This is a genomic window from Pseudonocardia yunnanensis, from assembly GCF_039534065.1.
Taxonomy (GTDB): domain Bacteria; phylum Actinomycetota; class Actinomycetes; order Mycobacteriales; family Pseudonocardiaceae; genus Pseudonocardia; species Pseudonocardia yunnanensis.
Genome location: NZ_BAAAUS010000023.1, coordinates 200,644 through 226,338, shown reverse-complemented (window position 1 = coordinate 226,338; position 25,695 = coordinate 200,644). Strand labels below are relative to the sequence as shown.

At 70.9% G+C, this 25,695-nt stretch carries 22 protein-coding genes; 14 read left to right on the top strand and 8 right to left on the bottom strand.

The genetic code is table 11. The features are described 5' to 3' along the window. Positions 1-63: 63 nt before the first annotated feature. Complete coding sequence (locus tag ABD743_RS20845; RefSeq protein ID WP_344723805.1) at positions 64-468, top strand: hypothetical protein; 405 nt, start codon at positions 64-66, stop codon at positions 466-468. On the opposite strand, the gene ABD743_RS20840 is transcribed toward ABD743_RS20845, so the two are convergent. Beyond that, positions 465-1,793: a GDSL-type esterase/lipase family protein gene (locus tag ABD743_RS20840; protein ID WP_344723804.1), complete on the bottom strand. Its 1,329-nt coding sequence runs from the start codon at positions 1,791-1,793 to the stop codon at positions 465-467. The genes ABD743_RS20845 and ABD743_RS20840 overlap by 4 nt on opposite strands. 432 nt (positions 1,794-2,225) lie before the next feature. On the opposite strand from ABD743_RS20840, the gene ABD743_RS20835 reads away from it, so the two are divergent. The 4 genes from ABD743_RS20835 (at position 2,226) to ABD743_RS20820 (ending at position 6,696) form a co-directional block, all read left to right on the top strand. Beyond that, entirely contained in the window at positions 2,226-4,103 is a 1,878-nt protein-coding gene (locus ABD743_RS20835; RefSeq protein ID WP_344723803.1) for a propionyl-CoA synthetase, read from the top strand. A 197-nt stretch (positions 4,104-4,300) separates the two neighbouring features. Beyond that, the gene (locus ABD743_RS20830) at positions 4,301-4,600 is read left to right on the top strand and encodes a hypothetical protein (RefSeq protein WP_344723802.1); all 300 of its coding nucleotides are present in this window, start codon (positions 4,301-4,303) and stop codon (positions 4,598-4,600) included. A gap of 117 nt (positions 4,601-4,717) precedes the next feature. Continuing rightward, entirely contained in the window at positions 4,718-4,909 is a 192-nt protein-coding gene (locus ABD743_RS20825; RefSeq protein WP_241038448.1) for a ferredoxin, read from the top strand. 179 nt (positions 4,910-5,088) lie between these two features. Next, positions 5,089-6,696 (top strand): acyl--CoA ligase family protein, encoded by a 1,608-nt coding sequence (locus ABD743_RS20820; protein WP_344723801.1) that lies wholly within the window; start codon positions 5,089-5,091, stop codon positions 6,694-6,696. A gap of 13 nt (positions 6,697-6,709) precedes the next feature. On the opposite strand, the gene ABD743_RS20815 is transcribed toward ABD743_RS20820, so the two are convergent. Then, positions 6,710-7,390 (bottom strand): VC0807 family protein, encoded by a 681-nt coding sequence (locus ABD743_RS20815; protein WP_344723800.1) that lies wholly within the window; start codon positions 7,388-7,390, stop codon positions 6,710-6,712. A gap of 110 nt (positions 7,391-7,500) precedes the next feature. On the opposite strand from ABD743_RS20815, the gene ABD743_RS20810 reads away from it, so the two are divergent. Beyond that, positions 7,501-8,676 carry an MFS transporter gene (locus ABD743_RS20810; protein ID WP_344723799.1) on the top strand — a complete coding sequence of 392 codons (1,176 nt, stop codon included), beginning with the start codon at positions 7,501-7,503 and terminating at the stop codon, positions 8,674-8,676. A 62-nt stretch (positions 8,677-8,738) separates the two neighbouring features. Here the strand turns inward: ABD743_RS20810 and ABD743_RS20805 are convergent, their stop codons facing one another. Beyond that, complete coding sequence (locus ABD743_RS20805; RefSeq protein WP_344723798.1) at positions 8,739-9,611, bottom strand: DUF72 domain-containing protein; 873 nt, start codon at positions 9,609-9,611, stop codon at positions 8,739-8,741. Positions 9,612-9,640: 29 nt separating this feature from the next. On the opposite strand from ABD743_RS20805, the gene ABD743_RS20800 reads away from it, so the two are divergent. The 6 genes from ABD743_RS20800 to ABD743_RS20775 all read left to right on the top strand — a co-directional run bounded on the left by ABD743_RS20800 (position 9,641) and on the right by ABD743_RS20775 (position 18,666). Then, positions 9,641-10,339 (top strand): SDR family NAD(P)-dependent oxidoreductase, encoded by a 699-nt coding sequence (locus ABD743_RS20800; RefSeq protein ID WP_344723797.1) that lies wholly within the window; start codon positions 9,641-9,643, stop codon positions 10,337-10,339. Further along, entirely contained in the window at positions 10,332-11,153 is an 822-nt protein-coding gene (locus ABD743_RS20795; protein ID WP_344723796.1) for a serine hydrolase domain-containing protein, read from the top strand. Before ABD743_RS20800 ends, ABD743_RS20795 begins: the two co-directional genes overlap by 8 nt. Before the next feature lie 760 nt (positions 11,154-11,913). Beyond that, a complete protein-coding gene (locus tag ABD743_RS20790; protein WP_241038437.1) occupies positions 11,914-12,174 on the top strand; it encodes a hypothetical protein in 261 nt (86 codons plus the stop codon). A 29-nt stretch (positions 12,175-12,203) separates the two neighbouring features. Continuing rightward, the gene (gene hrpA / locus ABD743_RS20785; protein WP_344723795.1) at positions 12,204-16,481 is read left to right on the top strand and encodes an ATP-dependent RNA helicase HrpA; all 4,278 of its coding nucleotides are present in this window, start codon (positions 12,204-12,206) and stop codon (positions 16,479-16,481) included. 467 nt (positions 16,482-16,948) lie between these two features. Beyond that, positions 16,949-17,260, top strand: a complete 312-nt coding sequence (locus tag ABD743_RS44535; protein WP_379659325.1) for a L,D-transpeptidase — start codon at positions 16,949-16,951, stop codon at positions 17,258-17,260. Between the two features lie 77 nt (positions 17,261-17,337). After that, the gene (locus tag ABD743_RS20775) at positions 17,338-18,666 is read left to right on the top strand and encodes a M20 family metallopeptidase (protein ID WP_344723793.1); all 1,329 of its coding nucleotides are present in this window, start codon (positions 17,338-17,340) and stop codon (positions 18,664-18,666) included. A 35-nt stretch (positions 18,667-18,701) separates the two neighbouring features. On the opposite strand, the gene ABD743_RS20770 is transcribed toward ABD743_RS20775, so the two are convergent. The 5 genes from ABD743_RS20770 to ABD743_RS20750 form a co-directional block, all read right to left on the bottom strand. Further along, positions 18,702-19,343, bottom strand: a complete 642-nt coding sequence (locus tag ABD743_RS20770; RefSeq protein ID WP_344723792.1) for an NIPSNAP family protein — start codon at positions 19,341-19,343, stop codon at positions 18,702-18,704. A gap of 132 nt (positions 19,344-19,475) precedes the next feature. Further along, the gene (locus tag ABD743_RS20765) at positions 19,476-20,471 is read right to left on the bottom strand and encodes a zinc-dependent alcohol dehydrogenase family protein (protein ID WP_344723791.1); all 996 of its coding nucleotides are present in this window, start codon (positions 20,469-20,471) and stop codon (positions 19,476-19,478) included. Further along, a complete protein-coding gene (locus ABD743_RS20760; RefSeq protein WP_344723790.1) occupies positions 20,468-21,346 on the bottom strand; it encodes a carbohydrate ABC transporter permease in 879 nt (292 codons plus the stop codon). The genes ABD743_RS20765 and ABD743_RS20760 overlap by 4 nt, the downstream gene beginning before the upstream one ends. Then, on the bottom strand, positions 21,343-22,296 hold the full coding sequence (locus tag ABD743_RS20755; RefSeq protein ID WP_344723789.1) for a carbohydrate ABC transporter permease: 954 nt from the start codon (positions 22,294-22,296) through the stop codon (positions 21,343-21,345). The genes ABD743_RS20760 and ABD743_RS20755 overlap by 4 nt, the downstream gene beginning before the upstream one ends. Further along, positions 22,293-23,660: an ABC transporter substrate-binding protein gene (locus tag ABD743_RS20750; RefSeq protein WP_344723788.1), complete on the bottom strand. Its 1,368-nt coding sequence runs from the start codon at positions 23,658-23,660 to the stop codon at positions 22,293-22,295. Before ABD743_RS20750 ends, ABD743_RS20755 begins: the two co-directional genes overlap by 4 nt. A 146-nt stretch (positions 23,661-23,806) precedes the next feature. Here ABD743_RS20750 and ABD743_RS20745 point away from each other — a divergent pair, with 146 nt between their 5' ends. Further along, positions 23,807-24,775, top strand: a complete 969-nt coding sequence (locus ABD743_RS20745; protein WP_344723787.1) for a sugar-binding transcriptional regulator — start codon at positions 23,807-23,809, stop codon at positions 24,773-24,775. Between the two features lie 99 nt (positions 24,776-24,874). Next, entirely contained in the window at positions 24,875-25,663 is a 789-nt protein-coding gene (locus ABD743_RS20740) for a phosphotransferase enzyme family protein (RefSeq protein WP_344723786.1), read from the top strand. Positions 25,664-25,695 lie beyond the last annotated feature (32 nt).

The following is a 25,695-nucleotide window of genomic DNA, read 5'->3' as shown; positions in this document are numbered from 1 at the left end:
GTTCCGCTCGCCGTAGCGCGTGCTCGGCGATATCCGAGCGGCGCCCGGTCGTAGGCTCCGCGCATGCCTCCGCCCCGCGATCGCTCCCGCTCGCGCCATCGCGCCCCGGCTCCCACCGGGAGAAACCCGGCCGCGAAACAGCCGGATGATCCCGTCGTCGAGGACGGCGAGCTCAGCTCGTACCTCGCCGCGCTCTCGGGCGACGGCCAGGGTCCCACCGAGCTGACCGGCCGCTTCGGGTCCGCTCAGGTCTTCCAGCTCCGGCTGCCCGCGTTGCGGATCGAGCAGTTGAGACGCATCGCCGCGGACCGTGGCGTCTCGCCCGGCGCCTTGGCCGTGGACTGGGTGATCGAGCGGCTCAACCGGGAGGACACGGCCACAGGGCCGCTCCCTGTCGTGACCGACGCGGACGAGGACGGCGGCGAGGAGCGCCCGCGGCGCGGGCGGGGCTGGTTCGGGCTGCGCTAAGAGCGCTTCGGGGTGAGGCAGGGGCTGCCGGTGAGCAGGTCCCGGTCCACCGATCCCGCCAGCGCGCGGTAGCCCGCAGGCGAGAGATGCAGACCGTCCCCGGCGTCGAACTCGGGGGCGAGGCGGGTGGGGCGCGCCGGATCGGCCACCGTGGCAGCGAAGTCGAACACGCCGTCGGCGTACTCCCGCCCGTGCACCCGCACCCATGCGTTGACGGCAGCGCGGTTCGCGACGGCGGAAGCGGTGCCGTGGGCACCGGCGCCGGACGGGGTGATCGTCGTGAGGTACACCCGCTTGCCTGCGTCCCTCGCGCGCTCGGCGAACTTCTGCAGGCCCTCGATGATCTCGGCGGCGGGGCGGCGGGCCGCCACGTCGTTGGTGCCGATGTGCAGGACGACGTCGGTGGCGCCGGTAGCGCCCTCGACGTCCCGTTCGAACCGGGTGAGCGGAGAGTCCCCGCCGCCGACGGTGTCGTCGTTGAGGAGCCGGTTGCGTGCGATTCCGGCGTTGAGCACGGACATGACGTTGGTGCCGCCCGCGGTGGCGAGGCCGGCCGACAGGGCGTCGGGCCAGCGCTCGTCGAGGTCGGGGGCGCTGCCCACGCCGTCGGTGATCGAGTCGCCCATCGTGACCACCGCGTTGACCGGGCGGGGTGCCAGCACGTCCACGCCGGTGAGCACCAGCCACGAGAGGATGCGCGTGGGAAACGCGGATGCGTCGCCGAACGTCCAGTCGCCCTTGCGGGAGATGTAGGACGTCTGCAGCGCCACCGAGTGCTGTGTCATGACGGGCGGGGCGGCGGGCAGGAACATGCTGACGGCCAGGGGTTCGCCGGCCTCGACCTCGAGCGGCACCTGGTCGCTCTCCACCTCGGCACCGGGCGGGATCACGACCGACGTCTTCCCGCCGAACTCCACGGGCTCGACGCTGCCCGGCAGCAGCCCCGCCCGTCCGTCGGAGCGGGCCGCCGACACCGCGCCGACGGTCAGCGGCACGGCGCCGTAGGCGTTGGAGAGCCGGATGCGGGCCTCGGACCCGGTGATCTGCGGGCGCACGATCATGCGCAGGGTGGTGCCGGCGAGGCCGGGGTTGCCGGGCGCGGGCTGCGCTGCCGTCTGCCAGGCGGTGACCCAGGCCGGCGACGAGCAGGCGTCCTGCGGCCGGAGTGGCCGGACGTCCGCGGCGGCTCCTCCCGCCCCTGTGGTGCCCACGGTGAGCCCGACGGCCAGGACAACGGCCACGGCGATCGCGAGGCCGGACGGAGCGTGACGATTCCAGCGCGGACCCGGCCCGCGAAGGGCGAGCAAGCGGCGTCCGAACCTCATCGGCCTGCTCCCCCGTCCACCTGCAGCACGAAACGGAACCGACGGTGCGGCATGACGCCCCGACGTCCGCCGAACCCCTCGCAGAATCTTCATCTCCCGCCCCCGCCGTTTCGCTACAGGACGCGCCGCACGAACGGGTAGTAAGCGACCCGTCACACGGAGTGGAACGAGCGCGTGCCCCTTCCGGGAGTCGGCCGATCGGGTGGTGACTGCACGTAGCGTCGATTGCTGCCCGGATCCGTCCGCAGCCGGCAGACACGACCGGGGAAAGACGCGTGCCTCTCCACCCGAACAGGTGGAGATCGAGCACGTGGCGGAGTGGGCCTGCGGACGTCACCCGTCAGCGCTTACTGTCACGACCGGCCCCCGGGCCCGGGCCGCCGGGATTCGGGCCCGTGACCGACTCGGGGCCGCAGCGCAAGGAGGCCAGTCGTGGGCGAGTACGAAGACATCTTCCGCGCCAGCACCGACGACCCGGAGGCGTTCTGGCTCCGGGCGGCGCAGGCGATCGACTGGCACAAACCGCCGACGCGAGCGCTCGACGACTCGCGGCCGCCGTTCTACCGATGGTTCCCCGACGGGGAGCTCAATGTGTGCCACAACGCGCTCGACCGGCACGTGGAGGCCGGGCGCGGCGCGCAGCCTGCGCTGATCTACGACTCCCCCGTCACAGGCACGACGCGCACCTACACCTACGAGCAGCTTCGCGACGAGGTCGCACGCTTCGCCGGGGTGCTCGCGGGCCTCGGTGTCGGGCGCGGGGACCGCGTGGTGATCTACATGCCGATGGTGCCCGAGGCCGCCGTGGCCATGCTGGCGTGCGCCCGGATCGGCGCGGTGCACTCCGTGGTGTTCGGCGGGTTCGCGCCGCGGGAGCTCGCGGTGCGCATCGACGACGCCACCCCGTCGGTGATCGTCTCGGCGTCCTGCGGCATCGAGGGCAAGCGCGTGATCGAGTACAAGCCCCTGCTGGACAGGGCGATCGAGTTGGCCGACCACAAGCCGTCCCGCTGCGTGATCCTGCAACGCCCGCAGGCCGAGGCAGCGATGGGCGAGAACGACGTGGACTGGGCCGAGGCGATGGAATCGGCCTCCCCCGCCGACTGCGTGCCGGTGGCGGCGACCGACCCGCTCTACATCCTCTACACCTCAGGAACGACCGGAAAGCCCAAGGGCGTGGTGCGCGACAGCGGAGGCCACGCGGTGGCACTGCGCTGGACGATGCCGAACGTCTACGACGTCGACACCGGGGAGACGATCTTCACGGCCTCCGACGTCGGCTGGGTCGTGGGGCACTCCTACATCGTCTACGCGCCGCTCCTGGCCGGGGCCACCACGGTGCTCTACGAGGGCAAACCGGTGGGGACACCGGACGCCGGGCAGTTCTGGCGGGTCGTCGCGGACCACGGCGTCAAGAGCCTGTTCACGGCGCCGACTGCCTTCCGCGCGATCAAGAAGGAAGACCCGAAGGGCGAACACCTCGCCCAGTACGACCTATCGACGCTGCGCTACCTCTTCCTCGCAGGTGAGCGGCTCGACCCCGAGACCCAGCGCTGGGCGTCCGACCTGCTCAAGGTGCCGGTGATCGACCACTGGTGGCAGACCGAGACCGGCTGGCCCATCGTCGCCAACCCGGCCGGCATCGAACTGCTGGAGATCAAGCCCGGATCGCCGACGAAGCCGCTGCCAGGGTGGGACGTCCAGGTGCTCGACGAGGCCGGGAAGCCGGTCGAGCTGGGCACCGACGGCCCGATCGTGGTCAAGCTGCCGATGCCCCCCGGTTCGCTGCCGACCCTCTGGAACGACGACGAGCGCTTCGTCTCCTCCTACATGTCCGCGTTCGACGGCTACTACCTCACGGGTGACGGCGGGCGCATCGACGAGGACGGCTACGTCTTCGTCATGGGCCGCACCGACGACGTGATCAACGTGGCCGGGCACCGGCTGTCCACCGGCGGGATGGAGGAGGTTCTCGCATCTCACCCGGATGTGGCGGAGTGCGCCGTGATCGGTGTGGCCGACTCGATGAAGGGCCAGGTCCCGCGCGGGTTCGTGGTGCTCAAGGCCGGCGTCGACCGTGACGAGGACGAGCTGCGGGCCGAGCTCGTGCAGCTCGTGCGTGACCAGGTCGGCGCCGTCGCGAGCCTCAAGGACGTCGCCGTGGTCGCGGCCCTGCCCAAGACCCGCTCGGGCAAGATCCTCCGCAAAACGATGCGGGGTATCGCCGACGGCAACGACGAGCCGGTGCCCTCCACCATCGACGATGCCGCGGTGCTCGACGCGCTGCGTCCGGTGCTCCGCCGCGGGTAGCCGCAGTCCCGTACCCGTCGAGCGCGGCCCGAACCTGCAGGTTTGGGCCCCGCTGCTCCATACGTGGCGCCGCGTGGCCGCCGAATGGAGCAACCAGCCGGCGGGCCCGTAACGGGCAGTGCGCGAGAGGAGATGACCCGGAAAGGCCGACGCCCCCCACGACGGCCTCCGGATCCACCGAGAGGACCCCCACTCTCATGACTCTCTCCCGACGTACCTGCGCCGCAGTTTCCGCCGCCGCGATCAGCGGCAGCCTCGTCGCCGGTATGGCCGGCTCCGCGCTGGCCTACGACGACCTCGACTGCGCCGACTTCAGCTACCAGGAGGACGCACAGGCCGCCCTCGTCTCCGGCCCTGCCGAACCGCACCGCCTCGACGACGGCGCCGACGGCGTGGCGTGCGAGTCGCTACCGAACCGGCAGTCCGAATCGCCCGTGTCGGACCCGGAGGCCACGGCCCCTGAGACGACTCCGCAGATCGCCCCCTCTCGGCGGTGATCCGGCATCGGACCTGCTGTCCACCGGGTCCGAGCCGCACCGCCGCATGCCGGAATAGCCGGCTAAGTGAGGGTCACCTGAGTATCGGTACGCGCGTGTTCGGTGCACGATGTGTCCATGAAGGTCGTGGTCGACTTCGATCTGTGTGAGTCCAACGCCGTCTGCATGGGCATCGCCCCGGAGGTGTTCGAGGTACGGGAGGACGACTTCCTCTACATCCTCGACGAGAACCCGCCCGAGTCGATGCGCCCGAAGCTCGAAGAGGCTGTCGCCGCCTGCCCGCGGGCAGCGATCAAGCTCGTCGACTAGGCGAACCGGCTCACGGCGAAACGACGCGGTGACGCCCGCCGGGCCTCCGGGCCTGGCGTGGCCACCGCGGCACGTGTGGTGTGCGCACTTGCGATCACGGTCGTCAGTGATGTCCGATCGGCGTGTCGACGGCGGATTTCACGCATGATGTCGGCTGTCGCCGCCCCGAGGAGCCTTCGATGACTGCTGTCTGGGACACCCCGCTGACCCCTCTGGCCTTCCTGCGCCGATCCGCAGAGGTGTTCCCGGACAAGACCGCGATCGTCTACGGCGATCGCCGGGTGAGCTATCGCGAGTTCGCCGCCGAGGCCACGCGGGTGGCGCACGCCCTGCGTGGATCCGGAATCCAGCCCGGCGACCGTGTCGCCTACATGCTGCCGAACATCCCCGAGATGCTCGTGGCGCACTTCGCGGTGCCTCTCGCCGGCGCCATCCTCGTCGCGATCAACACCCGGCTGTCCACGCAGGAAGTGCGCTACATCCTCGATCACTCCGGCGCGAAGATGCTGGTGGTCGACGCGGCCCTGCACCCGGTGGTGGCTCCGGTCGCGGCCGGGCTGAAGACCGTCGACGAGATCATCACGGTGGTCGACCCCGCGAACCCTGGCGATGGCACCGGCAGTGGCGTCAGATACGACGACCTGCTGGCCCGCGGTGGGGACGAGCCACTGCCGTGGACCGTCGAGGACGAGACCGGCTGCATCTCGATCAACTACACGTCGGGCACGACAGGCAAGCCCAAGGGCGTGCAGTACTCCCACCGCGGCGCATACCTGAACTCGTTCGGCGAGGTCGTGCACTCCGGCCACACGTTCGACAGCGTGTACCTCTGGACGCTGCCGATGTTCCACTGCAACGGCTGGTGCACGCCCTGGGCCGTCACGAACATCGGAGGCACGCACGTGTGCCTGCGCGAGGTGCGCGGCGACGTGATCTGGCGGCTCATCGACGAGCACCGCGTCACGCACCTCAACGGGGCACCCACGGTGGTCACCACGATCATGCGGGCCCCCGAGGCCCGCCGGCTCGACTACGTCCTCACGGTCACCACGGCGGGCGCCCCGCCGAGCCCCACCACGATCATGCAGATGGAGAAGCTCGGCTTCCGGGTCGTGCACGTCTACGGGCTGACCGAGACCTACGGCCCGTACTCGGTGAACCAGTACCAGCGTGCGTGGGACGACCTCGAACCCGAGGAACGGGCCCGGCAGCAGGCCCGGCAGGGCGTCGGCATGGTGTGCGCCGATGCCCTGCGCGTGGTCGACCCCGGGATGAACGACGTCCCCGCCGACGGCACGACGATGGGCGAGGTCATCATGCGCGGCAACAACGTGATGCTCGGGTACTTCGACGATCCTGCGGCCACCGACAAGGCGTTCGCAGGCGGATGGTTCCACTCGGGCGACCTCGGTGTGCTGCACCCCGACGGCTATGTGGAGTTGCGGGACCGCGCGAAGGACGTGGTGGTCTCCGGCGGGGAGAACATCTCGACGATCGAGGTGGAGCAGGCCATCGTCTCCCACCCCGCGGTGGTCGAGGCCGCGGTGATCGGGGTGCCCGACGAGGAGTGGGGCGAGCGGCCCAAGGCGTTCGTGGTGCTCGCCGAGGGACAGGAGGCCACGGAGGACGAGCTGATCGAGCACGTGAAGGGACTCATCGCCCGGTACAAGGCGCCCAAGGCCGTGGAGCTGGTGGCCGAGCTGCCCAAGACCTCCACCGGCAAGGTGCAGAAGTTCGAGCTGCGCGAGAAGGAGTGGGCCGCGGAGGCCAGCCGCATCCGCGGCTGACCTCGGCCCTGTTTCAGGCGCGGCCGGGGAGGACCCGGCCGATGTACCAGCCGTTCCAGACCATCAGGCCGACGAAGGCGGCGATGAACAGCCCCTCCGACGCCCCGACGCCGATCTCGACCGGCAGCAGGAAGACGAGCGGTAGCCGCAGCACCGCTTCGGCCACCAGGCCGACGCCCCACACGGCCGACGTGAGGCGGAAGGCGCGGCGCACGTCCAGATCACCGTCGTACATCTCGGTCAGTGCCTCGGACCTGGCCGGCATGAAACTCTGCGCCGCCGAGAGCGTCAGCGGGCGCCTGCCACGAACGGCGGTGCCGAGGAAGACCGCGCCCACGGCCGCGGTGACCAGGGAGCTCTTGAGCAACAGCATCCTGGGGTCCCCACTGACGAATGCCAGCAGCAGCCCGATGCCGTAGACCAGCAGCATCACCGTGGCGAACTGGTTCAGCGTTCTGTGCCGGACCACCCCCCAGAGCGTTCGCGCCGCCGCCACCCCGGTGGCGGCGAGCAGGGCGACCCAGTCGGTCGCGCCGGCGAGATGCAGCGCGTAGTAGGCGGCAACAGGCAGCCCGACGTCCCAGGCCAGGCCGCGGGCCATCGAGAGGAAGGCGCCACGGCGGGAGTGACCGGTGCGCCCGGCCTCGGGCAGGGGCTCGGTCGGGGCGGATGCATTCGACGCGATGTTCGGCACGTGGAGAAGCCTGCACCAGCCCGATCTGACATGTCAATACTGACATGTCAGATTCGGCTGCAACGCGAATCACCCCGAACGAGGACATCTGACCGTTAGCATTGCTCACCGTGACGAAGGCGACGCGTGCGGCCATCGGAGCAGTCACGACCACCACCGTCGCCGTGCTACCGGTGTTCCTCACCGGAGCACTGGCCGTGCAGATCTCCGCGGAGCTCGGGTTCGATCCCGCCGGTCTCGGGCTCGTCGTGGCGCTCTATTTCGGGATCAGCGCGCTGGCCTCCCTCCCCTGCGGCTGGCTCGTCGAGCGCTTCGGCTCCGGGCCGACCAGCCGGGCGGCAGTACTGGGCGTCGCCGTCACGATGACCGCGGTCGCCGCGTTCTCCTACTCCTACGCGAGCCTGATCGCCGTGCTGCTCTGCAGCGCATGGTGCAACGTGCTCGGCCAGCTCTCGTCCAACCTGACGCTCGCCCGGTACGTCCCCGCCACCCGTCTCGGCCTCTCCTTCGGGATCAAGCAGTCCGCGATCCCGCTGGCGACCCTCCTGTCCGGAGTCGCGGTGCCGGCCGTGGCCCTGACGGTCGGCTGGCGGTGGGCCTATGTGATCGGCGCTGCGCTCGCACTGGCCGCACTCCTGGTCGCGCCGCAGGACACGGCGGGACGGGAGCGCACCGTCCCCGCGCCCGGGGAGCGAGCCACGGCCGCGCTCAGCGTGATCGGGTTCGCCGGTGCGCTGGCCGCAGCCTCGGCCAACGCGCTCGGCATCTTCCTCGTGGCGTCGGCCGTGGAGCGCGGCATCAGCCCCGGCATCGCGGGCCTGACCTTGACGATGGGCAGCGTCGTCGGGCTCACGCTGCGGCTGACGCACGGCTGGCTGGCCGACCGGAGGGCGGGTGGCCACATCGCCGTGGTGGCCGGGAGCCTGCTGCTGGGCGCGGGCGGTCTCGCCCTGCTCGCGGTGCCCGGCACGCCTGCGCTGGTGATCGGCACCGTGCTGGGCTTCGGCCTCGGCTGGGCCTGGCCGGGCCTCCTGCAGTTCGCGGTGGTGCGACTCAACCCGTCGGCGCCCGCGGCGGCGACCTCCATCGTGCAGGCGGGGGTGTACGCAGGCGGGTTCATCGGGCCGGTCGGGTTCGGGTTCATCGCCACCCACGCCTCGTTCCCCACGGCGTGGATCACCGGCGCCGTCACGATGGTGGTGGCCGCGGCGTTGATGGTGCTCGGCAGGCGGATGCTGGTGGCGCACCGGTCCGCCCGCGAGGCGGCCGCCGCACGAGCCGGGTAGAGCTGGTCAGCGCCGCGAACGCAGGGTTTGCACGCCGGCTCGGAGAGCCGCAATTGACCTGATCAATCGGACGACAGCCGCTCGGCGAGGGTGATCGCGTCATAGGGCGCGTGGACCTTGACGTCGTTGTCGAAGTAGACGAACACGTCCCGCCCTTCCGGACGCCTGGGAGCCGCCGGGGCCACTGTGTGCTCACCCGTGGGCGCCTCACCGGCCTGCCACGCCCGGACCTTCGCTGCCCACGCGTCAAGGGCGTCCGGCGTGTAGCCGCTGGTGTAGAGCTCGGAGTCGCCGTGCAGCCGCACGTACACGAAGTCCGACGTCACGTCCTCGAGGAACGGCCACGTTCCCGCCGTGTCCGCCACCACCAGCGCGACGTCCTGCGCGCGGAGCAGCTCGACCAACGCCGGCGTGCAGAAGCTGGGATGGCGCACCTCGAGGGCGTGGCGCAGGGGGCGGTCGGCGTCGGTCTCCGTGTGCGCCCGCCCGTCGAGCCGCTCGTCGTGGTGCGCGGCCAGGTCGGCGGCGGCGCCGGTGGTGCGCGGCAGCATCGTGAGGAACGCCTCGACCCGGTCCGGGTCGAAGCGCAGGCGCGGTGGGAGTTGCCACAGCAACGGCCCGAGCTTCGGTCCGAGCGCGAGCACGCCCGAGGCGAGGAAGTTCGCCAGCGGTGTCTCGACGTCCCGCAGCTGCTTGAGGTGCGTGATGAAACGACCGCCCTTGACCGCGAACAGGAAGTCGTCAGGGGTCTCGGCGGCCCAGGAGCGGTAGCTCTCCGGACGCTGCAACGAGTAGAAGGACCCGTTGATCTCGATGCTGTTCACCTGCCGCGACAGATGTTCCAGCTCCCGGCGCTGCGCGAGGCCACGCGGGTAGAACGTGCCGCGCCACGGTGGGTAGCGCCAGCCCGACGTTCCCACCCGGGTAGCAGCCACGTGTGTGAGCCTCCCACCCGGGAGGCAGGATGGCCCGTGTGGACGACGAGGCAGCAGTGGTGGTGACCGGCGCGGCAGGAGCCCTCGGGCATGCGGTCGTGGCCGAGTTCCTGGCCGGCGGCAGACCCGTGATCGCCCTCGATCGCGCCGGGGCCCGTCTGGACGAGCTCGCCGGGCGCGACGGGGTGTACGCCGTGCCCGCCGATCTCGCGAGCCGCGACGCGGTGCACGCCGCCTTCGCCACAGCCGACGCGCTACCCGTGGTGCCGTCTGCGCTCGTGACGCTCGCCGGCGCGTTCGTCCCCGGCAAGCTGACCGACGTGGACGAGGAGGGGCTCGACACGCTCTGGCGCTCCAACTTCGGCTCGGCGCTGTGGTCGGCGCAGGCGATCGCGCCGCGGCTCGCCGCGCGCGGTGGCGGCGCGATCGTGACCGTCGGCTCCAAGACCGCTGTGCACGGTCCCGCGCCGGTGGCACACGCCACGAGCAAGGCCGCCGTCGTGCGGCTCACCCAACTACTGGCAGACGAGCTGCGCCACGACCGGATCCGCGTCAACGCCGTGCTTCCCTCGGTGATCGACACACCGGCCAACCGCGCCTGGATGTCGGCCGAGCTCGCGGCACGGGCCGTTCCACCAGCTGCGATCGCGAAGATCATCGTTTTCCTGTGCGGGCCCGACGCAGCCCCCATCAGCGGCGCGGCGATTCCGGTGTACGGCGATGCCTGAGCTGCGTAGCGCGGTCGGTGACGTATTGGACTGGCCGGTCGACCACGCCGCGGCCGCCGTTGTCGCGGCCGACGGCACGGTGCTCGCCACGGCCGGCGAGCAGGACCGGGTGTTCCGGCTCGCCTCGGTGACCAAACCACTCGCTGCCTACGCCGTGCTCATCGCGGTGGAGGAGGGCGCGGTCGAATGGGACATGCCGGCAGGCCCCGACGGCTCCACTCTGCGTCATCTCGCAGCGCACGCCTCCGGCCTCGCACCCGCCGAGCGCGTCGTGCAGGCGGCCCCGGGCACCCGCCGCATCTACTCCAACGCCGGGTTCGACGTGCTGGGCGAGACGATCGCCGCGGCGACGGGCATGCCGTTCGCCGAGTACCTGCACGAAGCCGTGTTCGAGCCGCTCGGAATGACCGCGAGCAGGCTCGACGGCTCCCCGGCAGCCGACGCCGTCAGCTCCTGTGCCGACCTCACGCGGTACGTCGCCGAGCTACAGGATCCGACGCTCGTGCATCCCGACACCCTGGCCGAGGCCACCGAGGTCGCGTTCCCCGGCATCGACGGCATCCTGCCCGGTTTCGGCAGGCAGCGGCCCAACGACTGGGGCCTGGGATGGGAGATCCGCGACGGGAAGTCGCCGCACTGGACCGGCGCCAGTAGCTCGCCGCGGACGTTCGGGCACTTCGGGGTGACCGGCACCTTCCTCTGGGTCGATCCGGAGGCCGGCGCCGCCTGCGTAGCACTCACCGACCGCGACTTCGGGCCGTGGGCCATCGAGGCATGGCCGCCGTTCACCGAGAAGGTTCTGGCTGCGCTCTGATCTCCGCGATGTCGTTCACCGACCGGCCCCGCGCGCGGGAATGATCCGCAGGGGTGGTCCGTTGTACGGACTGTCCGAACCGAGCGACCTGTGTCCCCGGGTCTCACCTAACAAGAGCCGCCGCGGAATACCGTCCGGCAGGAGCCGCGGTGTGCCACTCGCCGCGAGGCGACCAGCGCTCGGTTCGGACACCCCTTGACCCCTGACTCCTCTCCCCCTGACCTGCTGCGCCCGGCGATTCCCGCCGCCGGGCGCAGCTGCGTGGGCGGCGCCGACCCTCGACGGTGCCGCCCCTGATACGGCCGACCTCGATCGGGAACAAACGTCCGGTCGAGGCCGTTGGTTGATTTGTCCGAGTCGAGCGACCTGTGTCCCCGGGTCTCACCTGACAAGAGCCGCCGCGGAATACCGTTCGGCAGGAACCGCGGCGTGCCACTCGCCGCGAGGCGACCAGCGCTCGACTCGGACTCTTGTCCCGTCCACTCCCCACTTGCTGCGCCCGGCGGTCCCCCCGCCGCCGGGTGCGGCTGCCCGGGGGCGGCGCCGACCCCCACGACGCCGCCCCCGCATCTCCTCGGCCGGGAACAATCCGCAGGTCGAGGCGGTTGAAAAGAATGTCCGTGCCGGGCGATCCGTGTCCCCGGGTCTCACCTTCTGCCACCTACGGGTGCGCCACGCGCCGAGAGGCGACCGGCGCCCGGCTCGGACATCCCTGTCGCACTCCCAGCAGAGGACCCATCAACAGAGGACGGCGAGAGCAATGAAGGGTGACCGGGTCGAGATCGTGATCGACGCAGGCAGCGGCACCACCCGCACGTACGAGGTCACGGCCACCCGCGCGGGGCGGCGCGTCAATGTCACGCACGGCCGCGGAGTCGTCGAGGTCAGCGAGACCACCCGCGGCGGCAGCACTGTGCGCACCGCACGCTTCCTGGCCAGCCGCGTACTCGCCCTCGTCGAGCATCCCGCCGCCGACCAACCGGTCGCCGACGAGATCAGCCCCACCCTGCGCTCGGTCTGAGCGCCGACGCCAGGCAGACTCCTTTCACGATGTCCTCTCCAGCGGCCCGAGCCACTGACTCGCGTCCCGAGCCGGTCGACCCGTCCGCCGGCGCCGTCACCTCCCGCGACGGTGCCGCCGATGCCGGGAACACCGGGCGGGGCGCCTCCGAGCTCCCGTCCCGCAATCCCGCCGAGGCGCGGGACGGGAACGCTCGCGTCGCCGACCGCCGAGCCCGGCGACCGCGTCGGCGCAGGCCCCGGTCGCGCGAGGCCGACGTCATCGACACTTCCGGCTCGCCCACCTCCGTTCCGGCCGAGCCCGCCGTACCCGTCTCCGACGCCGATATCGACGCGCTCGTCGAACGTCTCTCCGCGCTCTCCCTTCTGGACGAGCACCGTCTCGGCCGCCGCATCGCCACTGCGCGGCGCACCCGGGATGCGAGGGCGCGCGCGAAGGCGGTGGCCGACATCACCTCAGCGGTCGACGCCGGTGAGCGGCGCACGGCCGCGCGCCGGGCCGCCGTGCCCACGATCCGTTATCCCGAGGCTCTGCCCGTCAGCGCGCGGCGCGACGACATCGCCGCCGCGATCCGCGACCACCAGGTCGTCATCGTCGCCGGCGAGACCGGCTCCGGGAAGACCACGCAGATCCCGAAGATCTGCCTCGAGCTGGGCAGAGGCATCCGGGGGCTGATCGGACACACCCAGCCCCGCAGGCTCGCTGCCCGCACCGTCGGCGCACGCATCGCGGAGGAGCTCGGCAGCCGTCTGGGCGACCTCGTCGGATGGAAGGTGCGCTTCACCGACCACGTCGGGGAGAACACGCTCGTCAAGCTGATGACCGACGGCATCCTGCTCGCGGAGCTCACCGGTGACCGGATGCTGCGCCAGTACGACACGCTGATCATCGACGAGGCCCACGAGCGCAGCCTCAACATCGACTTCATCCTGGGCTACCTGACCCAGCTGCTGCCGCGCCGTCCCGACCTCAAGGTCGTCATCACCTCGGCGACGATCGACCCGGAACGGTTCGCCGAGCACTTCTCCCAGGCACTGGGCACCACGGTGCCGATCGTCGAGGTCTCCGGGCGCAGCTACCCGGTCGAGCTCCGGTACCGGCCGATCGTCGACCCCGACGATCCTGACGCCGATCCCGATCGCGACCAGCTCGACGCCATCGGTGACGCCGTGGCCGAGCTGCAGCGCGAGGGCGACGGCGACGTGCTCGTTTTCCTGCCCGGCGAGCGCGAGATCCGCGAGACGGCCGAGGCGCTGGGCAAGCGAGACTTCCGCAACACCGAGATCCTCCCGCTCTATGCGCGGCTCTCGACGGACGAGCAGCATCGCGTGTTCGCTCCGCACCCCGGCCGCCGCGTCGTGCTCGCCACCAACGTCGCCGAGACGTCGCTGACGGTGCCGGGCATCCGTTACGTCGTCGATCCCGGCACGGCACGCATCTCGCGCTACTCGCGGCGGCTGAAGGTGCAGCGGCTGCCGATCGAGAAGGTCTCGCAGGCGAGCGCCAACCAGCGCGCCGGTCGCTGTGGCCGTGTCGCCGACGGCATCTGCATCCGGCTCTACAGCGAGGACGATTTCGACGCCCGTCCCGAGTTCACCGATCCGGAGATCCTGCGCACCAACCTCGCCTCGGTCATCCTGCAGATGATCTCCCTCGAGCTGGGCGAGCTCACCGAGTTCCCGTTCGTCGAGCGTCCGGACGCCCGAGCCGTCGGCGACGGTCTCGCCCTGCTGCAGGAGCTCGGCGCTCTCGAGGCCGACCGGCGTCTCACCCCCGTCGGCCGCGCGCTGGCGGCGTTGCCCGTCGACCCACGGCTGGGCCGCATGCTCGTGGAGGCCGACCGCACCGGCTGCCTGCGCGAGGTGCTCGTCATCGCCGCGGCGCTCTCCGTGCAGGACCCCCGCGAGCGCCCCACCGAGCAACGCCAGGCCGCCGACCAGAAGCACGCGCGCTTCGCAGGCGAGTGGACCGCCGACGGCTCGACGCTCGATGCCGGTGGTTCGGACTTCCTCGCCTTCGTCAACCTGTGGCGCTACCTCGCGGAGCAGCGCGAGGCCCTCTCCGGCAACCGCTTCCGGCGGCTGCTGCGCGAGGAGTTCCTGCATTACCTCCGCATCCGCGAGTGGCAGGACCTGCATTCCCAGCTCCGCTCGGCCGCGCGCAACGCCGGCATGACGCTGAGCGACACCGAGCCCGACCAGGACCGCATCCACATCGCGGTGCTCTCCGGGCTGCTCTCCCAGGTCGGACTACGCGAGGAGCCCACCGGCAAGGAGCGCGGCGGAAAGGAGCGCGGCGGCCGGGAGTACCTGGGCGCCCGCGGCGCCAAGTTCATGATCTTCCCGGGATCGCCGCTCTCGAAGGCGCAGCCGCGGTGGGTGATGGCCGCCGAGCTGGTGGAGACCTCGCGGCTGTTCGCGCGCACCGTCGCCCGGATCAAGCCGGAGTGGATCGAACCGCTGGCCGGGCACGTGGTGAAGCGCTCGTACTCCGAGCCGCACTGGTCACGCAAGCGGGCGGCGGCCGTGGCCACCGAGCGGGTCACGCTCTACGGGGTCCCGATCGTCGTCGACCGCAGGGTCGACTTCGGCCGCATCGACCCCGAGCTGTCGCGCGAGCTGTTCATCCGGCACGCGCTCGTCGAGGGCGACTGGGACACCCGCCACCGGTTCTTCCACGCCAACCGCGAGCTGCTCGAACACGCCGAGGAGCTGGAGCACCGGGCGCGGCGGCGCGATCTCGTCGTCGACGAGGAGACGCTGGTCGGCTTCTACACCGAGCGGATCCCGGCCGACGTGGTGTCCGGGCGGCACTTCGACTCCTGGTGGAAGAAGGAGTCGCGCCGGCAGCCGGAGCTGCTCGACTTCACCGAGGAGATGCTCCGCACGGCGCAGGCCGCCGGCGTGGACCGTGCCGCGTACCCCGACCACCTGGAGGCGGGCGGGCTCACGCTCCCGCTGTCGTACGCGTTCGAGCCGGGGGCGCACACCGACGGCGTCACCGTCGACGTCCCGGTGGCCGCGCTGCACCAGGTCGACCCCACGCCGTTCACGTGGCAGGTACCCGGTCTGCGCGAGGAGCTGGTCACGGCGCTGATCCGCACCCTGCCCAAGCAGCTACGGCGGCTCTACTCACCCGCACCCGACCACGCGAAGGCCGTGCTGGCGCGTCTGCAGGCCGCGGCTCCCGGCAACGGAAGCTCCGGCGGGGCGGGCGAACCACTGCTCGACGGCCTGGAGCGCGAGCTCGGCCGGATGCGCGGCGTCGACATCCCTCGCGACGCCTGGGAGCTGGACCGGCTACCCGAGCACCTCACCGTCACCTTCCGGGTGGTGGACGAGGCCGGCCACGAGGTGGCCACCGGCACCGATCTCGACGCGCTGCGCCGCCGGCTCGCACCGAAGGTGCGCGAGGAGCTGGCCGCGGCGGGCGCCGAACTGGAACGCACCGGGCTCACGACCTGGTCCATCGGCACACTCCCCCGCGAGCTCCCGGTGCGGCGGGGCAGCCATGTCGTCACCGGCTACCCCGGCCTGGTCGACCGTGGGTCCACTGTGGACGTCCGGGTCTTTCCGACGGCGGCCGAGCGCGACCCGCAGACGTGGCGCGGCGTGCGCCGACTACTCCTGCTCGACACGCCCTCACCCGTGAAGCAGGTGCAACGCGGCCTGGACAACGCCGCCAAGCTGGCGCTCTCCCGCAACCCACACGGCTCCGTCGCGGCGATGCTCGACGACTGTGTCACCTCCGCGGCCGACGCGCTGATCACCGCGGCAGGCGGACCCGCGTGGGACGAGCGCTCCTACGCGCGGCTGCGGAAGCTCTTCGCCGACCGGCTGGCCTCCACCACGCTGCAGGTACTGCAGGCCGTGCGGGGTGTGCTCACCGTCTGGCACCGGGTGCAGGCACAGCTCACCGATCTGCGGGCGCCGGTGCTCGCTGCCGGTGTCGCCGACATCACCGCGCAGGTCAACGCCCTCATGGGGCCGGGCTTCGCCACCGCGGCCGGTGCGTCCCGGCTCGCCGACGTCGCCCGTTACCTGGAGGCGGTGGAGCGACGGATCGAGAAACTGCGCGCCGACCCCGCCCGCGACGCCGCCTGGACCGCGGAGGTGCGGGTGGTGGCCGACGAGTACGAGGCCGAGCTGGCGGCGCTCCCGCCGGGCGTGGAACCGTCGCCACAGCTGCGGGAGATCCGCTGGCTGATCGAGGAGCTACGGGTGGGCCTCTACGCCCACCCCATGCGCACCCGCTACCCCGTGTCGATCAAGCGCATCCAGAAGGCGATCGACGACCTGCCCCGCTGACCCTCCCGGTCGGCGATTGCGCGTGACGACCCAAAAGCGACGATTCCTCGATATGTCGATATCACCGGATATCGGCACGGAAATATTTCCAGGCCGGCACTTTCATAAGGCGAATTTTAGTCCCGGGAGCAAGTCGCGTACGTTCGCTGTGGATAGTTCGAATCGAATGATCACGCAGCAAAAGAATGGGTGGCTCGGTGGGTCGACACAGCAAGATCAGAACGCGCCGACGGGAAGGCTCAGCGCGGGCGGCGACACTCGTCGGAGCACTCGGCGCCGGGATGCTCGGGACGTTCCTCGGGCCGCTGACCGGACCGGTTGCCGCCAATGCGGCTCCCCCGGTTCCCTCCCCGACAGCTCCTAGTGGCACGACTCCGGCCGGTGACACCTCGCGGCTGGTGCCGGGCACCCCGTGCACCGCGACCGCGAAGGCGTGCATCGATCTTGCCCACAATGAGGCCTGGCTCGTGAAAGACGGAAACGCCATACGCGGTCCGGTACAGATCAACCAGGGTGCGGCGGGCGAGGACACCCCCACTGGCACCTTCGATGTGCAGTGGAAGGACCGGCACCACCGCAGCAAGGAGTTCAACGACGCGCCGATGGAGTACTCGGTCTTCTTCGCCCCCGGCGGGATCGCCATGCATCAGGGCAACGTGCACAAACAGTCGGCCGGTTGCGTGCACCTCTCGGCCACCGATGCGGCGGCCTGGTACAGCTACCTGCGCGTCGGCGACCAGGTCCAGGTCCACCGACAGGAACCAGGCTCACCCGCATGAGGATCGTCGACCTGTCCCAGCCCGTCCATGCGGGGATGCAGGTCTCGCAGGCGCTTCGTTTCGCCTAGGGTCCGATCATGCCCGAGGACGACCACACCAAGCCGCTACCGCCCGACCTCAGCTACCTCCGTTCGCTCAACGCCGGCACGGAGCGGGCTGTGCGGGACGCAGAGCCCATCGGCTCCGCCCACAAGGGCGCGCCCGACGAGGTGCGGACCGCCGTCCAGGACGCCGCCCGCCGCAACGACGACGAGCTCGTCGCACTCAGCCACGACCTGCACGCCCACCCGGAGGAGAGCTTCACCGAGCACCGCTCGGTGCGTGCTGTGGCACAGCTGCTGGAGCAGCACGGGCATGAGGCGCAGGTCGGCGTCGGCGGGCTGGAGACCTCGCTCGTCGCGAGCATCGGCACCGGCCGGCCGCATGTCGCGGTGCTCGCCGAGTACGACGCGCTGCCCGGCGTCGGCCATGCCTGTGGCCACAACATCATCTGCGCCACGGCCGTCGGTGCGTACCTCGCCGCCGCGCGGGTGCACGACCGCGTGGGCGGACGGATCTCGCTGATCGGCACGCCCGCCGAGGAGGGCGGCGGCGGCAAGGAGACGATGGCACGAGCGGGCGTCTTCGACGACGTCGACGCGGTCGTCATGCTCCACCCGTTCTCCCACGACATCGCCATGCACCCGTTCCTGGGTCGTCGGCAGGTCGAGATGGTGTTCCACGGCGTCGCCGCGCACGCGTCGGCGCAGCCGTTCATGGGCCGCAACGCACTCGACGCGGCCGTCGCCGCGTACCAGGGCATCGCCGCACTGCGGCAGCATCTGCCCAGCACCGACCGGGTGCACGGCATCTTCACCGACGGCGGAGCCCGGCCCAACATCGTGCCGGAGCGAGCCGCGCTGTTGTTCTACCTGCGCTCCGCGGCACCCGAGACCCTGCGCGACCTCGCCGCGCGCGTCGCCCAGGTCGCCAACGGCGCGGCGGCGATGACCGGCTGCGGCGTCGAGCTGCACTGGGACCCGTTGCCCCCGTACCTGCCGATCCGCTTCAACCAGACGTTGAGCGCACGCTGGGCCGTCAACCAGGAACCGGCAGGGCGCCGCGCGCTCCCGACCGGCGTGGTGCCCGAGTTCCTCACCGGCTCCACCGACCTGGGCAACCTCAGCTACCGCATGCCCGCCATCCACCCCATGATCGCGGTGTCGGAGCCGACCGTCGCGCTGCACACCTCCGAGTTCGAGACGGCGTCGGGCGGGCCCGCCGGCGACCGTGCCGTGCGCGACGGCGCGGTGGGGCTCGCCCTCACGGCGGTCGACTACCTGGCCGACGCCGAGCTGCGCGATGCGGTGCACGCGGAGTTCGCGGCGGCGGGCGGCCCACTCGACGTCCCCGCCTACTTCGACTGATCGAACCGACCGGGAGGCAGGCCGGGCCGGGTCGCTCAGCGCAGCGCCGACCGTGCCGTGGGTTCGAGCTCCAGTACCTCCAGGCCCGGCTCGTGGCCGAGGGGATGGGCAGCCAGCCGCTCGCGCGCCGCGGCTGCCCCGGCAGGCCAGGTGTAGGAGGCGAACCAGACCACGGCCTGCTCGTCGCGCACGGGGAGCGCCGGGTAGTCGTTGACGTACGGCGCGGTGCGGGCGAGCACCGGCGTGACCCCGAGCAGACGCTCCACAGTGGCCGTGTCGGGCTCGGCGGCACCGCCCGTCCACACCACGGCGAGCACCCGCGACGGCCCTCGCCGCCCCTTGCCGATCGCAGCGCGCGACGTCGACGAGAACCCGTCGCCGACCGGCTCCAGCAGCAGCACGTCGTCGAAATGGATCATCGTGGCGTTGGCCGCGTCGCGGTGGCGCATCCAGACCGGGCCACCGTAGAAGCCGGTGAGCGCGGCGTGCCGGCTGGCCATGTCGTCGAACGCGCGGATCCACACGAACCGATCCGGATCGGTGACGTCGCGGAACGTGCCGACGACCCGCGCGCCCACTTCCTCCTGGGCCTCGACGAACTCCCGCTCGAACAGCGTGATCAGCTCGTCGCGGCGTCCAGGGTGGAGGGTGTACTGACGCAGCTCGAGAACCGTCACCCGCCGCAATCTAGACAGTCGCCACGACAGTCCGCAGCCGCGGTCGGTTATGCAGCGCGCGGGGCTGTGACCAGCGACGCCTGCCCCTCGCCGCGATCATGCGTGACGCCTCCCGGCGACCGCCGCTCCAGGTCAGTGTTTCCCGGGCTGCACCTGGATCTTGCGCCCCACGCCTGCCCGGAACTGCTCGAGCGCCTGCGGGTACTCGTCGAGGCTCATCCGGTGGCTGATCATCACCTCAGGGCGCAGCGCGCCCTCGGCGAACAGCTCTGCGGCCCGCTCGAAGCTGTGCAGCACCGCCATCGAGCCGACGATGCGGATCTCCTCGTTGTAGATGCGGAACGGCGAGAAGCGCGCCACGGCGTCCTCATTGGCCACACCGAACTGCTGGAACGTCCCGCCCCGGCCGACGCGGGTGAACCCGTCCTCGATAGCGGCGACGACCCCGGTGCAGTCGATCACCACGTCCCAGCCACGCGGGCGATCCAGCTCGTCGGCGCTGCCCACCGTGGCGGAGCAGCCGAGCTGCTCGGCCGTCTCCAGCCGGGTCGGGTTGAGATCCACCATGCTGACGCTCGCCGCCCCGGCCCGCTTCGCGAGCTCCATCATCATCAGGCCCATCGTGCCGGCCCCGTAGATGAGGTAGTGGTCGCCGAGCTGCGGGTTCAGCACGTCGAAGCCCCGCACGGCGCACGAGAGCGGTTCGATCAGCGCGGCATCCGCCGTGGTGACCCCTTCGGGGAGTCGCACGCAGTTGGCGACCGGCGCCACGGCGAACTCGGCCGCCCCGCCGGTGGTGGTGACGCCGATCGCGGCCCACCGTTCACAGAGGTTGCCGCGGCCCCTGCGGCAGTAGTAGCACTCCCCGCAGTGCAGCGACGGGTCGACGGCGACCTGGTCACCGACACGCAGCTCCGTGACGTCCGCACCGATCGCGACGACCTCGCCTGCGAACTCGTGACCCGGCACCACCGGCAGCGTCGGAGCGAACTCCCCGTCGGCGATATGCAGGTCCGTGCCGCAGATCCCGCAACCCGCGACGGCCACCACCACCTCGCGCGGACCGGGCGTGGGGTCGGGCACCGCCTCGACCGTGACGGCGTCGGTACTGATGACGGCAGCCTTCACTTGATCGCTCCCAACGAAAGGCCCTGCACGAGCTTGTCCTGTGCCGCGAATCCGGCGATCAGCACCGGGAGCGACACGATCACCGAGGCCGCGCACACCGTGGCCAGGAACAGGCCCTGGCTGGTGACGAAGCCGGTGAGGAACACGGGCGCCGTCTGCGCCACGGTGGCGGTGAGCACCCGGGCGAACAGCAGCTCGTTCCAACTGAAGATGAAGCAGATCAGCGACGTGGCGGCAATGCCGGGCAACACCATCGGCACCACGACCGTGCGGAGCGTCCGTACCAGCCCGCAGCCGTCGATCGCCGCAGCCTCGAGTACCTCGATCGGAACCTCGGCGAGGAACGAGCGCATCATCCACACCGCGATCGGCAGGTTCATCGAGGTGTAGAGGATGATCAGCAGCCAGATGTTGTCGAGCATCCCGATCTGCTGCGCGATGAGGTAGATGGGCAGCAGGCCGGCGACGACCGGCAGCATCTTCGTGGACAGGAAGAAGAACAGCACGTCCGTCCACTTGCGCACCGGCCGGATCGACAGCGCGTACGCCGCCGGGATCGAGAGCACCAGCACGAGCGCCGTGGACAGGATGCTCGCCGTCAGTGAGTTGAGCAGCGCAGGCAACGGGCTCGTGCCGGTCTGAGCACCGAAGAAGTTCGCGTAGCCGTCGAGAGTGAGTGGCGCGAACAGCGACGGTGGGTTCGTTGCGGCGTCGGTCTCGCTGTGGAACGAGGTGAGCAGCATCCACAGCACCGGGATGATGAAGAGGATTCCGACGACCCACGCGACGACGCTGAGCAGGGTGCCGGTCGGGTTGCGGCGATGCACCGGCGCTACCGGCGGTGCCTTACGTGGCGCCTCCACGGTTGTCGTCATCGGACCCCCTCCTCACGGAACAGCGACGAGACGGTGCGCAGTGCGAACGTCGCGATGATGATCGTCCCGATCACGACGACCACACCCGCGGCGGACGCTCGGCCGTAGTCGTGCGCGTTGTAGAAGATCTGGTAGATCGTGTAGGGCAGGTTCGCCGTGCCGAGGCCGCCCGAGGTGATCGTGAAGACGGCGTCGAAGTTCTGCACGATGTAGATCGACCCGAGCAGGGCGCCCAGCTCCAGGTACTGGCGCAGGTGCGGCAGCGTCATGTGCCGGAAGATCTGCCAGCTGGAGCAGCCGTCGATCTTGGCGGCCTCGATCACGTCGAGCGGCTTGCTCTGCAGGCCGGCCAGGATGATCAGCATCATGAACGGCGTCCACTGCCAGACCAGCGACGCCACGATCGCCGTCAGCGGCATCGTGGAGATCCAGTCCGGCTGGGGGGCGTTCTCCCCGAAGATCCACGTGAGCACGCCGTTGAAGAGGCCGTACTCGGGGTTGTAGAGGGCGTGCTTCCACACCAGCGCTGCCGCGACCGGCACGATGAGGAACGGCGTGATCATCATCGTCCGGACGAACCCACGACCGCGGAACGCCCGGTCCAGCAGCAGCGCGATGAGCAGGCCGAGAATGAGGCTGATCAACACCACAGCGACAGTCAGCTGGATCGTGGTGATGATCGAGTCGCGCGTGTTCACGTCGGTCAGCACGCGGCGGTAGTTGTCGATTCCGGCGAACCCCCGCTCGTCGGGGTAGTACGCGTTCCAGTTCATGAACGAGATGACCAGCGTGACGACGAACGGCAGCTGCGTCACGATGATCAGGAAGATCAGCGCTGGCATGAGCGGGGCACGCCGGGCCCAGTCGCCCGCGCGGCGCAGCGTCTCCCTCTCCTCCGCCGACCGGCGCCACGCCGGCCCAGTGCGCGGCGGTTCCACCGCGGTGCTCATGAGTTTCCCTCCGCCCGTGACCGGTAGCTCTCCGCCACGTCGTCAGCCAGTTGCTGACCGCGCTCCAACGCCTGATCGACCGTCACCAGGCCGGCGATCGCCGAGCTCACCTCCTGAGACACCTGCGTTCCCAGGTCGGGGAACTCCGGGATGTCGACGAACTGGATGCCGATCGCGGGCCGCGGCTGCACGCCGGGGTTGCGCGGGTCGGCACTCTCGATCGCCGCCTTCGTCGGCCCCGCGAAAGCGGAGGCCTGGGCCAGGTAGTCCGGGTTCTCGTACGTCGACGCCCGCTTGCCGGCGGGCACGTCCGACCAGCCGACCTCCTTGCCGACGAGCTGTTCGTACTCCTTGCTCGACGCCCACGAGATGAACTTCCACGCGGCGTCCTTCTTCTGGCTCGCCGACTGGATGGCCCACGCCCATGCGTACAGCCAGCCGGAGCTCGCGGTCTTCTCCACGGGCGCCGGTGCGTACCCGATCTTGCCGCGTACCGGGGAGTCGGCGGCCTCGAGCGAACCTGCCGCAGACGTGGCGTCGTACCACATCGCGGCGTTGCCCTGGACCAGGTTGTTGAGGCACTCGGTGAACCCGGCCTGCGGGGCACCCGCCTCGCCGTGCGCCCGCACGAGGTCGACGTAGAACTGCGTGGCCTGACGGAACTCGGGCGCGTTCACCGCGGCCTGCCAGTCGGCCGTGAACCAGGTGCCGCCGAAGGTGTTGACCACCGTGGTCAGCGGGGCGAAGACCTGCCCCCAGCCGGGCTGGCCGCGCAGGCAGATGCCGGCCATTCCGGGCTGGGCGCCGTCGACGCGAGCGGCGATGTCGGCGACCTGATGCCATGTCGGGTGCTCCGGCATCGTGATGCCGGCAGCCTGCAGGACGTCCTTGCGGTACATGAGGAACGACGACTCGCCGTAGAAGGGCTCGCCGTAGATCTTCCCGTCGGCGCCGCTCAGCGAGGTGGTCATCGGCGCGAGGATGTCGTTCTGGTCGAACGCCGGGTCGGCGGCGATGTAGCCGTCCAGCGGGGCGATCCAGCCGCTGCGCGCATAGATCGGGATCTCGAAGTTGGAGAGCGAGGCCACGTCGTACTGGCCTGCCTGGCTCGAGAACTCCTGGCTGATCTTGTCCCGCACGTCGTTCTCGGGCAGCACCGTGAAGTTGACGGTGATCCCGGTGTCCTTCGTGAAGTGCTCAGCGGTGAGCCGCTGTAGATCGATCATCTGCGGGTTGTTGACCATGAGCACGTTGATGCTGTTCGCCCCGCCGCTGCCGACGCCACCGCCCCACCCCGCACAGGCCGTACTCGACAGCAGCACCACGAGAGCGAGCAGCGCAGCGCGCATGCCCGTTCGCTTCATCGCGCCCTCCCAGCACCCATGGGCATGCTCAGATGAGCGCAGCCCTGATCACACGATGAGCCTGTGGCACCCGTCACCTTGAGTCAATGGCTTGTGTAAGAATGGGCATTCGTCCGCTCAGATGAGCGGTCAAGGAGGGTGTAACGGTGGTCGCGGCCAGAGGCAGCGGAACGCGCGGACCGGCCCATCTCGTACTCTCCGCGTCCGTCGCCCGCCGGTACTACCTCGACGGCCGCTCGAAGGTCGAGATCGCCGAAGAGTTCGCGCTCAGCCGTTTCAAGGTCGCCCGGCTCTTGGAGGACGCCCGGAGTACGGGGCTCGTGCGCATCGAGATCGGCCACCCCGGCGTGATCGACGTCGAGCTCTCCGCCCGCCTGATGGAGACCCTCGGGTTGCAGCACTGCGTGGTCACCGACACCCCCGACGACCATCCCGCGTCGCTGCGCGAGCACCTCGGAGCCGCGGCCGCCGAGCTGTTGACGGAGGTCGTCACGCCCGACGACGTGCTCGGGCTCTCCTGGGCCCGCTCGGTGAGCGCGATGGCCACCGCACTACAGCGCCTGGCCAACGTGCCTGTCGTCCAGCTCACCGGCGCGCTCGCCCGTCCAGGCGTGGACGACAGCTCGATCGAGGTGGTCCGCGACGTCGCGCGCGTCGCGGGCGGTCCCGCCTACTTCTTCTACGCGCCGATGGCCGTGCCGGACGCAGCCACCGCCCAGGTCCTTCGGCACCAGCCCGAGGTCGCGCGAGCACTGCGCCGGATCGGATCCGTCACCCGCGCTGTCGCCGGCGTGGGGGCCTGGGCGCCGGAGCAGTCCACGCTCTACGACGCCACCGGCGATGCCGAACGCCGCGAGCTCGGGCGTCGCGGGGTCGTCGCAGAGATCTCCGGTGTGCTCGTCGACGCCGCGGGCGCGCCGGTCGCGTCCGACCTCACGGAGCGGATGATCGGCATCACGGCCGAGCAGATGCGTGCGGTGCCCGAGGTGATCGCGATCGTCTATGGCACCGCGAAGGTCCGTGCGGTGCTTGCCGCCGTCCACGGCGGGATGGTGGACAGCCTGGTCACGCACTCGACACTGGCGGAGGAACTGATCCGGGCAGCCCAGTCGTGACGGTCGGGGTGCCGCGGCCGGGCGGCTCGGCCAACCTCGGGCGGGTGCACCGAGCGGGCACCGCGGGGAGCGGGTCCGGTCACTGGGCGGGAGTGTGACGTGGAGGTGCCACTGTTCGGCGGCACCGCCAACCGTGGACGCGTGCATCGCGTCGGCAACACCGTCCGCCGGCCGCTGCGCGCCACCAGCGCCGCCACGCACGCCCTGCTGCGCTATCTCGAGGAGGTCGGGTTCGACGGGGCGCCACGCGTGCTCGGGGTCGACGACGCCGGCCGCGAGGTGCTCAGCTACGTGCCCGGACAGGCCGTCACAGCCCCGGCGCCGGCGTGGGGGCTCACCGACGCGGCGCTGTGGAGCGTGGGACGGCTGCTGCGGCGCTTCCACGACGCGGCAGCCGGATTCGATCCCGATCCGCACCGCTGGTCACACCCGGCGCCCGCGCCATTCGACGGCGGTGGGATCGCCCACAACGACCCCAACCTCGACAACGTGGTCTTCCGCGACGGCCAGGCCGTCGCGCTGATCGACTTCGACCTCTCCGGCCCCGGCTGCGCTGTGTGGGACGTCGCGGCGGCCGCTCGCCTCTGGGCACCGCTGCGCGACCCCGTGGACACGAGCGACGTCCGGCGGGGGCGGGAGCTGCAACGGCTGCGGATCCTCGTCGACGCCTACGGGCTGGACGACACCGGGCGGGTCGACTTCCTCGCCGCGCTGCGTGACAGCCACGACTGGATGTACGAGATCGTCCGGAACGGCGCGGCGGACGGCACGCCCGGATTCGCCGCGTACTGGACACCGGACGCCGCAGCCCGTGCCGCCCGCACACGCGCCTGGTTCACCCGCAACGCGGACGCGATCAGGGAGGCGCTCCGCGCCGGCCGGAGATGATCCGCCAGTCGCGCGGGTCGTCGTTCACGGAA